The 13,132-nt window shown below is 57.6% G+C and carries 11 protein-coding genes and 3 tRNA genes; all 14 read left to right on the forward strand.

All coding sequences use genetic code 11. The annotated features are described in order from the left end of the window. The 14 genes from glmM to PFZ56_RS10080 all read left to right on the forward strand — a co-directional run bounded on the left by glmM (position 1) and on the right by PFZ56_RS10080 (position 12,866). Positions 1 to 1,338 carry a phosphoglucosamine mutase gene (glmM, locus tag PFZ56_RS10015; protein ID WP_102861085.1) on the forward strand — a complete coding sequence of 446 codons (1,338 nt, stop codon included), beginning with the start codon at positions 1 to 3 and terminating at the stop codon, positions 1,336 to 1,338. Between the two features lie 66 nt (positions 1,339 to 1,404). After that, a complete protein-coding gene (gene tpiA, locus PFZ56_RS10020; RefSeq protein ID WP_170001169.1) occupies positions 1,405 to 2,160 on the forward strand; it encodes a triose-phosphate isomerase in 756 nt (251 codons plus the stop codon). Positions 2,161 to 2,164: 4 nt separating this feature from the next. Then, entirely contained in the window at positions 2,165 to 2,548 is a 384-nt protein-coding gene (gene secG / locus PFZ56_RS10025) for a preprotein translocase subunit SecG (RefSeq protein WP_015634120.1), read from the forward strand. Positions 2,549 to 2,577: 29 nt separating this feature from the next. Continuing rightward, a tRNA-Leu gene (locus PFZ56_RS10030) sits at positions 2,578 to 2,663 on the forward strand. Positions 2,664 to 2,759: 96 nt separating this feature from the next. Beyond that, a tRNA-Met gene (locus PFZ56_RS10035) sits at positions 2,760 to 2,836 on the forward strand. 130 nt (positions 2,837 to 2,966) lie between these two features. Further along, positions 2,967 to 3,425 carry a ribosome maturation factor RimP gene (gene rimP, locus PFZ56_RS10040; protein ID WP_041120545.1) on the forward strand — a complete coding sequence of 153 codons (459 nt, stop codon included), beginning with the start codon at positions 2,967 to 2,969 and terminating at the stop codon, positions 3,423 to 3,425. Positions 3,426 to 3,472: 47 nt separating this feature from the next. Further along, the gene (gene nusA / locus PFZ56_RS10045) at positions 3,473 to 4,954 is read left to right on the forward strand and encodes a transcription termination factor NusA (protein ID WP_011059201.1); all 1,482 of its coding nucleotides are present in this window, start codon (positions 3,473 to 3,475) and stop codon (positions 4,952 to 4,954) included. Between the two features lie 27 nt (positions 4,955 to 4,981). Then, positions 4,982 to 7,498, forward strand: coding sequence for a translation initiation factor IF-2 (gene infB, locus PFZ56_RS10050; RefSeq protein WP_102878332.1), 2,517 nt, complete (start codon positions 4,982 to 4,984; stop codon positions 7,496 to 7,498). Between the two features lie 159 nt (positions 7,499 to 7,657). Next, a complete protein-coding gene (gene rbfA / locus PFZ56_RS10055) occupies positions 7,658 to 8,059 on the forward strand; it encodes a 30S ribosome-binding factor RbfA (RefSeq protein ID WP_016967778.1) in 402 nt (133 codons plus the stop codon). A gap of 3 nt (positions 8,060 to 8,062) precedes the next feature. Then, positions 8,063 to 8,980, forward strand: coding sequence for a tRNA pseudouridine(55) synthase TruB (truB, locus tag PFZ56_RS10060; RefSeq protein ID WP_011059204.1), 918 nt, complete (start codon positions 8,063 to 8,065; stop codon positions 8,978 to 8,980). A 115-nt stretch (positions 8,981 to 9,095) separates the two neighbouring features. Next, positions 9,096 to 9,365: a 30S ribosomal protein S15 gene (gene rpsO / locus PFZ56_RS10065; protein WP_011059205.1), complete on the forward strand. Its 270-nt coding sequence runs from the start codon at positions 9,096 to 9,098 to the stop codon at positions 9,363 to 9,365. 197 nt (positions 9,366 to 9,562) lie between these two features. Further along, positions 9,563 to 11,668 (forward strand): polyribonucleotide nucleotidyltransferase, encoded by a 2,106-nt coding sequence (gene pnp / locus PFZ56_RS10070; RefSeq protein WP_041115943.1) that lies wholly within the window; start codon positions 9,563 to 9,565, stop codon positions 11,666 to 11,668. A 117-nt stretch (positions 11,669 to 11,785) separates the two neighbouring features. Next, positions 11,786 to 11,861 (forward strand) — tRNA-Thr (locus tag PFZ56_RS10075). A gap of 483 nt (positions 11,862 to 12,344) precedes the next feature. Next, positions 12,345 to 12,866, forward strand: coding sequence for a hypothetical protein (locus tag PFZ56_RS10080; RefSeq protein WP_110653076.1), 522 nt, complete (start codon positions 12,345 to 12,347; stop codon positions 12,864 to 12,866). The last annotated feature ends 266 nt before the right edge of the window (positions 12,867 to 13,132 follow it).

The following is a 13,132-nucleotide window of genomic DNA, read 5'->3' on the forward strand; positions in this document are numbered from 1 at the left end:
ATGACTAAGAAATATTTTGGCACCGACGGCATTCGTGGTCGTGTGGGCGAATACCCTATTACTCCAGACTTCATGCTCAAGCTCGGCTGGGCGGCGGGCATGGCTTTCCGCAGCATGGGGGCTTGCCGTGTGCTGGTAGGTAAGGACACGCGTATCTCTGGGTACATGTTCGAATCGGCTCTCGAGGCAGGGCTATCTGCTGCCGGTGCAGATGTCATGCTGTTGGGGCCGATGCCAACTCCGGCTATCGCCTATCTGACGCGCACCTTCCATGCGGAGGCCGGGATTGTCATCAGTGCTTCGCACAATCCCCATGATGACAACGGCATCAAGTTCTTCTCGGGTGAGGGCACCAAGTTGCCTGACGAGGTGGAGTTGATGATCGAGGAGTTACTGGATGCGCCCATGACCGTGGTTGAGTCGAGCAAGCTCGGCAAGGTGTCGCGGATCAATGATGCATCGGGACGCTATATCGAGTTCTGCAAGAGCAGCGTGCCATCGAGCACCAGTTTTGCAGGCTTGAAGATCGTCCTGGACTGCGCTCATGGCGCCACCTACAAGGTCGCGCCGAGTGTATTCCGCGAGTTGGGTGCGCAAGTCACGGTTCTATCTGCGCAGCCTAATGGCTTGAACATCAACGAGAACTGCGGTTCGACTCATATGTCGCAACTGCAGGCGGCGGTCCTGGCTGAGCACGCGGATCTGGGTATTGCCTTTGATGGCGACGGTGACCGGGTGCTGATGGTCGACCAGACCGGTGCAATTGTTGACGGTGATGAGCTGCTGTTCATCATCGCCCGGGACCTGCATGAGCGTGACAAGTTGCAAGGCGGTGTAGTCGGGACGCTTATGAGCAATCTGGGGCTGGAGCTGGCTCTGGCGGATCTGGGTATTCCTTTTGTCCGGGCCAACGTAGGTGATCGTTATGTGATTGCTGAGCTGCTTGAGCGCAACTGGTTGGTGGGTGGAGAGAATTCCGGCCATATCGTGTGCTTCCGCCACGCGACCACTGGTGATGCGATCATCGCCGCGCTTCAGGTGCTAATGGCGCTCAAGGCGCGTGGTGAAAGCCTGGCGCAATCACGCCAAGGGCTGCGCAAATGCCCTCAAGTGCTGGTCAATGTCCGTTTTGGTGGTGGCGAGAGCCCGGTTGAGCATCCTGCTGTGAAAGAGGCTTGCGAGCGCGTTACGACTGCTATGGCGGGGCGTGGTCGGGTTCTGCTGCGCAAGTCCGGTACTGAGCCGCTGGTGCGTGTCATGGTCGAAGGTGACGATGAAGCACAGGTTCGCGCTTATGCTGATGAGCTGGCAAAACTGGTTGCTGAAGTTTCTGCCTGATTTCGGCTTGCCAGTGTTGTTTTGGTTGGGTAACATCTGCGCCCACTTTGACCGACGAGGTACAGCATGCGTCGCCCTATGGTAGCTGGTAACTGGAAGATGCACGGTACCCGCGCCAGCGTCGCTGAGCTGATCAACGGCCTTCGTCATCTGGCCTTGCCAAGCGGTGTTGATGTCGCGGTATTCCCGCCTTGCTTGTATATCAATCAAGTGATTGATGGCTTGAAAGGCAAGTCGATTCAGGTCGGCGCGCAGAACTCTGCGGTGGAATCCATGCAAGGTGCGTTGACGGGCGAAATCGCCCCGAGTCAATTGGTGGACGCAGGTTGTTCCTTGGTGCTGGTTGGGCACTCTGAGCGCCGCATGATAATGGGCGAGCGGGACGCGACGCTTAACCGCAAGTTCGCGGCAGCACAGGCTTGTGGCCTGAAGCCGATTCTGTGTGTGGGTGAGACCCTCGAGCAGCGCGAAGCGGGGAAGACTCTGGAAGTTGTCGGGCGTCAGCTGGGCAGCATCATTGAAGAGTTGGGTGTTGGCGCATTCGCCAGTGCTGTTATCGCTTACGAGCCGGTCTGGGCCATTGGTAGCGGGCTGACTGCAACACCGCAACAGGCGCAGGATGTGCACGCAGCCATTCGCGCGCAGTTGGCGGCAGAGAATTCTGAAGTGGCACGAGGAGTGCGGCTTCTATACGGCGGCAGCGTGAAGGCGGCCAATGCGGTCGAACTGTTCGGCATGCCGGATATCGATGGGGGGCTCATTGGTGGAGCTTCCCTGAATGCAGATGAGTTCGGTGCGATCTGTCGCGCCGCGGGAAACTGAAAAAATGCTGGAAACAGTCGTAGTCGTTTTTCATCTGCTGGGTGCCCTGGGCGTAGTTGCTCTGGTTTTGCTGCAGCAGGGTAAAGGTGCGGATGCTGGCGCGTCTTTCGGTGCAGGTGCTTCAAATACTGTGTTCGGAAGCCAAGGTTCCTCTACCTTTCTTAGTAAGTTTACTGCTATACTTGCCGCCGGTTTCTTCATAACCAGCTTGGGGTTAGGTTACTTTGCTAAAGAGAAAGCTCATCAGCTGACTCAAGTAGGTTTGCCAGATCCAGCAGTACTTGAAGTACCAAAGCAAAAACCGGCTTCTGATGATGTCCCGGTGCTCCAGGAGCAAAAGTCGGCCAATAGTGCGACTGACGTACCTCCAGCTCCAGAGCAGAAGTAAGAAGAGTTTCACGCAGTAACGTAGTCTATGCCGAGGTGGTGGAATTGGTAGACACGCAACCTTGAGGTGGTTGTGCCCATAGGGTGTAGGGGTTCGAGTCCCCTTCTCGGTACCAATTGTCAGGAGAGCCCGCGGTTGCGGGCTTTCTTGTAGGTGGAAGGTTACATTGACCCAAAAAGGGATCAGTCGTATACTTCCGCCCCAGCTTTGTCGCGGGGTGGAGCAGTCTGGTAGCTCGTCGGGCTCATAACCCGAAGGTCGTCGGTTCAAATCCGGCCCCCGCAACCAGTTTTAGCGGAGCCCCTTTTCAGGGGCTTTTTGTTAGCTGGACACTTTATAACGCCGCTATTCAACGGCGTTTCCGGGATGGGCGCTTCGCCCATTTTTTATTTGCACAAGCATGCACGAGGGGGTTCAGGTGTCGAGCAAGCTAGAACAGTTGCAGGCCTTGTTGGCCCCGGTGGTCGTGGCCCTTGGCTATGAATGCTGGGGTATTGAGTTTTCGGCTCAGGGTCGCCACTCATTGTTGCGCGTTTATATCGATAAAGAAGGCGGCGTGCTGGTGGACGATTGCGCCATCGTCAGCCGTCAGATCAGCGGTGTTCTCGACGTAGAAGATCCGATTTCCGTTGAATACACCCTTGAGGTTTCCTCTCCTGGCATGGAACGCCCACTGTTCACCCTTGAACAGTTCGCCAAGTATGTCGGTGAGCAAGTGAAGATCAAGCTGCGCTCGCCTTTCGAAGGTCGGCGTAATTTTCAGGGCCTTCTCCGCGGGGTGGAGGAGCAGGACGTCGTGGTGCAGGTGGATGATCACGAGTTTCTGTTGCCGATCGATATGATCGACAAGGCCAACATTATTCCCAGTTTTGACTGAGACGCGGATCCCGCGGATCCAATGGCTTGCGAAAGGCGAGGCGTACGATGAGCAAAGAAGTACTGCTGGTTGTTGAGTCGGTATCCAATGAAAAGGGTGTACCGGCAAGCGTGATTTTTGAAGCGCTGGAGCTGGCCCTGGCCACTGCTACCAAAAAGCGTTTTGAAGACGAAGTGGACCTGCGTGTGGAAATCAATCGCCACACCGGTTCCTATGAAACTTTCCGTCGCTGGACGGTGGTTGAAGAAGCCGATCTGGATGATCCAGCGGTCGAGACCTGGTTGAGCAAGGCTCGTGAAACCCATCCCGACGCCAAAGTCGGTGATGTGATCGAAGAGAAAATCGAATCCATCGAGTTCGGCCGCATCGCTGCCCAGACCGCCAAGCAGGTCATTGTGCAGAAAGTTCGCGAAGCCGAGCGCGCACAGGTGGTTGATGCCTATCGCGAGCGCCTGGGAGAAATCATCTCCGGCACCGTGAAAAAAGTGACACGTGACAACGTGATCGTTGACCTGGGTAACAACGCTGAAGCGTTGCTGGCCCGTGAAGACATCATCTCCCGTGAGACTTTCCGGGTTGGCGTGCGCCTGCGTGCGCTGCTCAAGGAAATCCGCACCGAGAACCGCGGCCCGCAGCTGATCCTGTCGCGTACCGCACCGGAAATGCTGATCGAGCTGTTCCGTATCGAAGTGCCGGAAATTGCCGAAGGCCTGATCGAAGTCATGGCCGCCTCCCGTGATCCGGGTTCGCGCGCCAAGATCGCAGTCCGCTCCAAAGACAAACGCATCGACCCGCAGGGCGCGTGCATTGGTATGCGCGGTTCGCGCGTCCAGGCCGTATCCGGTGAGTTGGGCGGCGAGCGCGTGGACATCGTCCTGTGGGACGAGAACCCGGCGCAGTTCGTGATCAATGCCATGTCGCCGGCTGAGGTCGCGGCAATTATCGTTGACGAAGATGCCCATGCCATGGACATCGCCGTTGGCGCAGACAATCTGGCTCAGGCCATCGGTCGCGGTGGTCAGAACGTGCGTCTGGCCAGCCAATTGACTGGCTGGACCCTGAACGTGATGACCGAATCGGACATCCAGGCCAAGCAGCAAGCAGAAACCGGCGACATCCTGCGCAACTTCATCGACGAGCTGGAAGTTGATGAAGAACTGGCACAGGTTCTGGTTGATGAAGGCTTCACCAGCCTGGAAGAGATTGCCTACGTACCGCTGGAAGAAATGCTCAACATCGACGGCTTTGACGAAGACATCGTCAACGAGCTTCGCGCTCGGGCCAAGGATCGCTTGTTGACTAAAGCCATCGCTACTGAGGAAAAGCTGGCAGACGCCCATCCGGCCGAAGACCTGCTCTCGCTTGAGGGTATGGACAAGGATTTGGCGATGGAACTGGCGGTGCGCGGCGTAATTACCCGCGAAGACCTGGCCGAGCAGTCTATTGACGACCTGCTCGACATCGACGGCATTGACGATGATCGTGCCGGCAAGTTGATCATGGCCGCCCGAGCCCACTGGTTCGAGTAATTAGGCGCGGCCTGAGGAGAGAAGTGCATGACGCAAGTCACGGTGAAACAACTGGCCGATGAGGTCAAAACACCGGTAGAGCGCCTGCTGCAGCAGATGCGTGAGGCAGGTCTGCCGCACACCGCCGCCGAGGAACATGTGAGCGACAGTGAGAAGCAGTCGTTGCTGACTCATCTGAAAAGCAGCCACAAGGCGAAAGTGGAAGAACCACGCAAGATCACTTTGCAGCGCAAGACCACCAGCACCCTGCGTGTTGCTGGTAGCAAAAGCATCAGCGTTGAAGTGCGCAAGAAGAAAGTCTTCGTGCAGCGCAGCCCGGAAGAAATCGAAGCCGAGCGTCAACGCGAACTGGAAGAACGCCGCGCAGTAGAAAATGCTGCTCGTCAAAAGGCTGAAGAAGAAGCCAAGCGTCGCGCCGAAGAAGAAGCGCGTCGCCAGCCTGCTCCGGTTGCCGAGCCTGTTGCCGCGCAAGCTGCTGCAGCCCCTGCACCTGCGCCTGTGGTCGAAGCTGTGCAAGAAGCACCAGTGGCCGCTCCGGCGCCGGTTGCCGAGCGCAAGAAAGACGAGCAGCGCCGTCCGGACAAGTCCCGCAACGACGACAACCGTCGCAGCGGCGATGGCGAGCGCAAAAACGCTCCTCATCGTGCTTCGGTCAAGGAAAAGGCGCCAGCGCCGCGCGTTGCTCCACGTACCACCGACGAAGAAAGCGATGGCTTCCGTCGTGGTGGTCGCGGCAAGGCCAAGCTGAAGAAGCGCAACGCTCACGGTTTCCAGAGCCCAACCGGGCCAGTGGTACGTGACGTGCAGATCGGCGAGACCATCACTGTGGGCGAACTGGCCCAGCAGATGTCGGTCAAGGCTGCCGAAGTCATCAAGTTCATGTTCAAGCTGGGCACTCCAGCCACCATCAACCAGGTTCTGGACCAGGAAACTGCCCAGCTGGTTGCTGAAGAACTGGGCCACAAAGTGACCCTGGTCAGCGACACTGCCCTGGAAGATTCCCTGGCCGAGTCCCTGAAGTTTGAAGGTGAAGCGGTTGCTCGTGCGCCGGTCGTGACTGTAATGGGCCACGTTGACCACGGTAAGACCTCGTTGCTGGACTACATCCGTCGCGCCAAAGTGGCCGCGGGCGAAGCCGGTGGCATTACCCAGCACATCGGTGCCTACCACGTAGAAACCGAGCGCGGCATGGTCACCTTCCTCGACACCCCAGGTCACGCCGCGTTTACCGCCATGCGTGCCCGTGGTGCCAAGGCTACCGACATCGTGATCCTGGTGGTTGCAGCGGACGACGGCGTGATGCCGCAGACCATTGAAGCCGTTCAGCACGCACAAGCTGCCGGCGTGCCGCTGGTGGTTGCGGTGAACAAGATCGATAAGCCAGGCGCTGATCTGGACCGTATCCGCAGTGAGCTCTCGGTTCACGGCGTGACGTCGGAAGATTGGGGTGGCGATACGCCGTTCGTACCGGTCTCCGCGAAAATGGGTACCGGTGTCGACGACCTGCTCGAAGCCGTTCTGCTGCAGGCTGAAGTACTGGAACTCAAGGCGACTCCTTCGGCCCCAGGCCGTGGTGTCGTGGTGGAATCCCGTCTCGACAAGGGCCGTGGCCCGGTAGCTACCGTGCTGGTTCAGGACGGTACGCTGCGTCAAGGCGACATGGTGCTGGTCGGTTCGAACTACGGCCGCGTGCGCGCCATGCTCGACGAGAACGGCAAGCCAATCAAGGAAGCCGGTCCTTCCATCCCGGTCGAGATCCTCGGCCTGGACGGTACCCCGGACGCTGGCGACGAGATGAGCGTAGTGGCCGACGAGAAGAAAGCCCGTGAAGTGGCTCTGTTCCGTCAAGGCAAGTTCCGCGAAGTCAAACTGGCTCGTGCTCACGCCGGCAAGTTGGAAAACATCTTCGAAAGCATGGGCCAGGAAGAGAAGAAGACGCTCAACATCGTCCTCAAATCTGACGTCCGTGGTTCGTTGGAGGCTCTGCAAGGCGCTCTGAACGGCCTGGGCAACGACGAAGTGCAAGTGCGCGTAGTGGGCGGCGGCGTCGGTGGTATCACCGAGAGCGACGCCAACCTGGCACTGGCCTCCAACGCTGTACTGTTCGGCTTCAACGTGCGTGCCGATGCCGGTGCCCGGAAGATCGTCGAGCAGGAAGGTCTGGATATGCGTTACTACAACGTGATCTACGACATCATCGAAGACGTCAAGAAAGCCCTGACCGGTATGTTGGGCAGCGACGTTCGGGAGAACATCCTGGGTGTTGCCGAAGTTCGCGACGTGTTCCGCTCGCCGAAGTTTGGCGCGATCGCCGGTTGCATGGTCATCGAAGGTGTCGTGCACCGTAACCGTCCAATCCGTGTACTGCGTGAAGACATCGTTATCTTCGAAGGCGAGCTGGAATCCCTGCGCCGCTTCAAGGATGACGCCTCCGAAGTGCGTGCCGGCATGGAATGCGGTATCGGCGTGAAGAGCTACAACGACGTCAAAGTCGGTGACAAGATCGAAGTCTTCGAGAAGGTCCAGGTTGCTCGCAGCCTCTAACTCGCGCACTTCAAGAGCCCTGGTGGCCCGTAGCATGTTCATGCACGGCACCGCCAGCGGCCTCTAAACGCAACGCCCGGTCTGGCTCCTGCCAGGCCGGGCGTTTGCCGCTTTCAGACCACACGGGTTTCACCGTGAGGCAGTAACAGGTAACAAGACATGGCAAAAGAATACAGCCGTACCCAACGCATCGGTGATCAGATGCAGCGCGAACTGGCGCAACTGATCCGTCGCGAAGTCAAGGATCCACGCGTCGGCCTGGTGACCATCACCGCCGTGGAAGTCAGCCGCGATGTCGGTCACGCGAAGATTTTCATCACCGTGATGGGCCAGGAAAACGCCGAAGAAATCGCCCAGAGCATCAAGGTGCTGAACTCGGCGGCAGGTTTCCTGCGCATGCAACTGGCCAAGGAAATGAAGCTGCGCAGCGTGCCGCAACTGCACTTCCATTACGACGAAAGCGTGGCCCGCGGGGCGCACTTGTCGGCCCTGATCGAGCGCGCCGTGGCTGAAGACAGCCAGCATGGCGACGCGCCTGCCCCTGAAGACGCCAAGGAGTAAGCGGTGGCTCAGGTCAAGCGTATCCGTCGTAACGTCAGCGGCATCATCCTTCTGGACAAGCCGCTGGGCTTCACCTCCAATGCGGCGCTGCAGAAAGTCCGCTGGTTGCTCAATGCCGAAAAGGCCGGTCACACCGGCAGCCTCGATCCCCTGGCCACCGGTGTGCTGCCGCTGTGCTTCGGCGAGGCCACCAAGTTCTCGCAATACCTGCTCGATTCCGACAAGGGTTACGAAACCCTGGCGCAGTTGGGCAAGACCACCACCACTGCGGATGCTGAAGGCGAAGTTTTGCAGACCCGCGAAGTGACCGTTGGTCGTGCCGATATCGAAGCGGTATTGCCGGAATTTCGTGGCGAAATCAAACAGATACCGCCGATGTACTCGGCCCTCAAGCGTGATGGCCAGCCACTCTACAAACTGGCTCGTGCAGGGGAAGTGGTGGAGCGCGAACCGCGTTCTGTTACTATTGCGCGCTTGGAATTACTCGCCTTTGAAGGCGACACTGCGCGCCTGGCGGTGGACTGCAGCAAAGGCACCTATATCCGCACCCTGGTGGAAGATATTGGTGAAAAGCTCGGCTGCGGTGCTTACGTTGCAGAACTGCGACGGACCCAGGCCGGACCTTTCAGCTTGGCCCAGACGGTCACCCTGGAAGAGCTTGAAGCCGTGCACGCCGAAGGCGGCAATGAAGCGGTAGATCGCTTCCTGATGCCATCGGACAGCGGCTTGCTGGATTGGCCACTGCTGCAGTTCTCGGAGCACAGCGCGTTCTACTGGCTCAATGGCCAGCCGGTACGTGCCCCGGATGCACCGAAGTTCGGCATGGTGCGGGTACAGGATCACAACGGTCGCTTCATCGGTATCGGTGAAGTGAGCGAAGACGGGCGCATCGCGCCGCGTCGACTGATTCGGTCAGAATGACCGGACGAGGGTGGCTGTTAACAGGCACGGTCACTACTCATTTATAGATACAGGGATTTGTCCCTGGCCTGTTGAAACTGTTCTTGAACAGTTTCCTGATATAAGGATTGCCCACATGGCACTCAGCGTTGAAGAAAAAGCTCAGATCGTAACCGACTACCAGCAAGCTGTTGGTGACACTGGTTCGCCAGAAGTGCAAGTTGCACTGCTGACCGCCAACATCAACAAACTGCAAGGTCACTTCAAAGCCAACGGTAAAGACCACCACTCCCGTCGTGGCCTGATCCGCATGGTAAACCAGCGTCGTAAGCTGCTGGACTACCTGAAAGGCAAAGACCTGAGCCGTTACAGCACCCTGATCGGTCGTCTGGGTCTGCGTCGCTAATCAGCGATTGCGCTATGAGGTTGGTTGTTTGCCATGCGTCAGCGGTTTTTCCGCCGGCGTATGGCAGGCTCCCAGCCTCAAGTTTTATCTGCTGCACCGTTTTACCTGGACAATAAAGGCTGGGCCGATTCCCCGCATTGCCCAAGAATTTCGCAAGAATCAAGTTTCCCCAAGAGCCACAAAGAAGGTAGGACACCGTGAACCCGGTAATCAAAAAATTCCAGTTCGGTCAGTCGACCGTAACCCTCGAGACTGGCCGTATCGCCCGTCAAGCTTCCGGCGCAGTATTGGTCACCGTTGACGACGACGTCAGCGTATTGGTGACCGTGGTTGGCGCCAAGCAAGCGGATCCAGGCAAGGGCTTCTTCCCTCTGTCCGTTCACTACCAGGAAAAGACTTACGCTGCCGGTAAGATCCCTGGCGGTTTCTTCAAGCGTGAAGGCCGTCCTTCCGAGAAAGAAACCCTGACCTCGCGTCTGATCGACCGTCCGATCCGCCCTCTGTTCCCAGAAGGCTTCATGAACGAAGTGCAGGTTGTCTGCACCGTGGTTTCCACCAGCAAGAAGACCGATCCGGACATCGCTGCGATGATCGGTACCTCGGCTGCCCTGGCGATTTCCGGCATTCCTTTCGACGGCCCGATCGGCGCCGCTCGCGTGGCTTTCCATGAAAGCACTGGCTACCTGCTGAACCCAACCTACGAACAACTGGCTGCTTCGAGCCTGGACATGGTTGTGGCCGGTACCGAAGAAGCCGTGCTGATGGTTGAGTCGGAAGCCAAAGAGCTGACCGAAGACCAGATGCTGGGTGCTGTACTGTTCGCCCACGACGAATTCCAGTCGGTGATCAAGGCTGTCAAAGAGCTGGCTGCCGAAGCTGCCAAACCTACCTGGGACTGGGCTGCTGCCCCAGAAGCCACCGAACTGCTGGGCGCTATCCGTGCCGAGTTCGGCGAAGCCATCTCCCAGGCTTACACCATCACCGTCAAGGCCGACCGTTACGCTCGCCTGGGCGAGCTGAAAGACCAGGTGGTCGCCAAGCTCTCCGGTGAAGAAGGCCAGCCTTCGGCTGCCGACGTCAAAGCCGCTTTCGGCGAGATCGAATACCGCACCGTTCGCGAAAACATCGTTAACGGCAAGCCACGTATCGACGGCCGCGACACCCGCACTGTACGTCCGCTGAACATCGAAGTCGGCGTCCTGCCGAAGACTCACGGTTCGGCCCTGTTCACCCGTGGCGAAACCCAGGCCCTGGTGGTTGCGACCCTGGGTACTGCCCGTGACGCACAGCTGCTGGACACCCTGGAAGGCGAGAAAAAAGACCCCTTCATGCTGCACTACAACTTCCCTCCGTTCTCGGTGGGCGAGTGTGGTCGCATGGGCGGCGCTGGTCGTCGTGAAATCGGTCACGGCCGTCTGGCCCGTCGTTCGGTCCAGGCCATGCTGCCAGCCGCTGACGTGTTCCCCTACACCATCCGCGTAGTATCGGAAATCACCGAATCCAACGGTTCCAGCTCCATGGCTTCCGTGTGCGGTGCCTCCCTGGCACTGATGGACGCTGGTGTACCGATGAAGGCGCCGGTTGCCGGTATCGCCATGGGCCTGGTTAAAGAAGGCGAGAAGTTCGCCGTCCTGACCGACATCCTGGGTGACGAAGACCACCTGGGCGACATGGACTTCAAGGTAGCCGGTACCGCCAAAGGCGTCACCGCGCTGCAGATGGACATCAAGATCAAGGGCATCACCGAAGAAATCATGGAGATCGCCCTGGGCCAGGCCCTGGAAGCTCGCCTGAACATCCTCGGTCAGATGAACCAGATCATCGGTCAGTCCCGTACCGAGCTGTCGGCCAACGCACCGACCATGATCGCGATGAAGATCGACACCGACAAGATCCGTGACGTCATCGGTAAAGGTGGCGCCACCATCCGTGCGATCTGCGAAGAAACCAAGGCTTCGATCGACATCGAAGACGACGGTTCGATCAAGATCTTCGGCGAAACCAAGGAAGCTGCAGAGGCCGCGCGTCAGCGCGTTCTGGGCATCACCGCGGAAGCCGAGATCGGCAAGATCTACGTCGGCAAGGTTGAGCGCATCGTCGACTTCGGCGCCTTCGTCAACATCCTGCCGGGCAAGGACGGTCTGGTGCACATCTCCATGCTGAGCGACGCTCGCGTTGAGAAAGTCACCGACATCCTGAAAGAAGGTCAGGAAGTGGAAGTGCTGGTACTGGACGTGGACAACCGCGGTCGTATCAAGCTGTCCATCAAAGACGTGGCAGCAGCCAAAGCTTCGGGCGTTTAATCGTCCCCTAGCCATACGCTGAACAAGCAAACGCCCCGACTGGTTCGGGGCGTTTTGCTATGTGCGCAAAGGCTCCTGGTTGCCGGCCTCGGGCGCCGGTGCTAGGTTTTAATCCACGCCGGTGTAGCTCAGTCGGTAGAGCAGCGCACTCGTAACGCGAAGGTCGCAGGTTCGATTCCTGTCTCCGGCACCAGATATCGAGTTTGGGGCGGTTTGCCAGTGTTTGGCCCCGCCAGCAAAGTCCCTCTAGCGCTGAATGAGCGCCCTCGAAAGATACCTCCCCAAGAAAGGTCGGCAGCCAGCTTCAACTGGTGTTGAGTTCGTCGGTTGTATTCATGACTCATTATTGATAATTGCCAGAGTTTGCTCTGAAAGTTTCAGGAGCTGCTGTTCTATTGAGCCGGGTGCTGCTGGGGTTGATTGTTGAATGGTGTGTTTTTAAGGGTTCTTATGGCAGGCAAATAGTAAGCCGAACTAAGACTTCACTTTTCTATATTCGCTAGTGCGTATCGTGCTTCTAAGAGTTTGGCCGATGCTATTTAAAGTCGATGCTTTCGTAATGAGAAGGGAGTCGTACTGGGTTGCTTGTGCAAGTACTTGATGCTGCTCATGAATCAAGTGGTGCCAGCGAACGGCCTTGCCCATAATGACGGCCTGAAATCAAGGAGTGTTCAGCGTGAAGAAGTGGAAGTTGGCGTTAATCAGCGCAGTATCGCTGTCCCTCGCAGCCTGTGAGAAGGCCCCCACGTATGAGTTTGAGGGGCAGTATTTTGCAATGGAGGGCGAAGAGTGCACGACTCCAGCGAATGTGAAAGATGCTGAACAATATTATCTGGAGATCACCAAAGAGGTGCGGGGTAGAAGCGTGTTGTTCTCGGCAAATTTTCCAGCAGCTGCGAAGGCTGGACTGCCTGTTGTCAGTGCGCAAAGCGTCTCGCCCAATGATGATAACCAGCTGACTTTCAATTTTTATGAACCTAAGTCAGCCGGCACCCCTCCTGAGGCTACAAAGTTCAATATCGTGCTCTCCGTTATTCCTAATCAAAGCAAGGACGGGCACTTGTGGGTGACCAGGGCTGAAATGAATATTGCCCGTGATGGGACAGTTCAGCAGTACGACATCCTGGAAAATCTCAGAAGATTTTTCGAACTGGGCAAGGCAGGCGTTTGCTTGAGAAAAGGAACAGCGGCCGGCTGATCAACCTTGTTTCCTGAGGTTTCTGGCGAGTCTGTGTCTGGTGACGGCTCGGAAATCCGCCGATTTCTCGCTCATCGGTGCATCAGGTCATATAAATCGTCGCCCAAAGGTCCTATATTCGGTTGCTGTCTGAGTACCAGCATGCTGTTTTCAGATGATCCCGAATGGTTCTGAAGGCCAGATAAATCGACGGTTGTAACGGTTTTTTGCGGCAGAGAGATCCCAACGATCCAGATCCATCTTCCATTCCCATGATCAGAGAGAAC

This window comes from Pseudomonas danubii (assembly GCF_042980055.1).
Lineage (GTDB): Bacteria > Pseudomonadota > Gammaproteobacteria > Pseudomonadales > Pseudomonadaceae > Aquipseudomonas > Aquipseudomonas danubii.

What these genes read in the sequence shown, in the direction of transcription:
- infB (WP_102878332.1), top strand. Translation starts at nt 4,982, where the DNA reads ATGACGCAAGTCACGGTGAAACAACTGGCCGATGAGGTCAAAACACCG.
- rpsO (WP_011059205.1), top strand. Translation starts at nt 9,096, where the DNA reads ATGGCACTCAGCGTTGAAGAAAAAGCTCAGATCGTAACCGACTACCAG.
- glmM (WP_102861085.1), top strand. Translation starts at nt 1, where the DNA reads ATGACTAAGAAATATTTTGGCACCGACGGCATTCGTGGTCGTGTGGGC.
- nusA (WP_011059201.1), top strand. Translation starts at nt 3,473, where the DNA reads ATGAGCAAAGAAGTACTGCTGGTTGTTGAGTCGGTATCCAATGAAAAG.
- tpiA (WP_170001169.1), top strand. Translation starts at nt 1,405, where the DNA reads ATGCGTCGCCCTATGGTAGCTGGTAACTGGAAGATGCACGGTACCCGC.
- rbfA (WP_016967778.1), top strand. Translation starts at nt 7,658, where the DNA reads ATGGCAAAAGAATACAGCCGTACCCAACGCATCGGTGATCAGATGCAG.
- secG (WP_015634120.1), top strand. Translation starts at nt 2,165, where the DNA reads ATGCTGGAAACAGTCGTAGTCGTTTTTCATCTGCTGGGTGCCCTGGGC.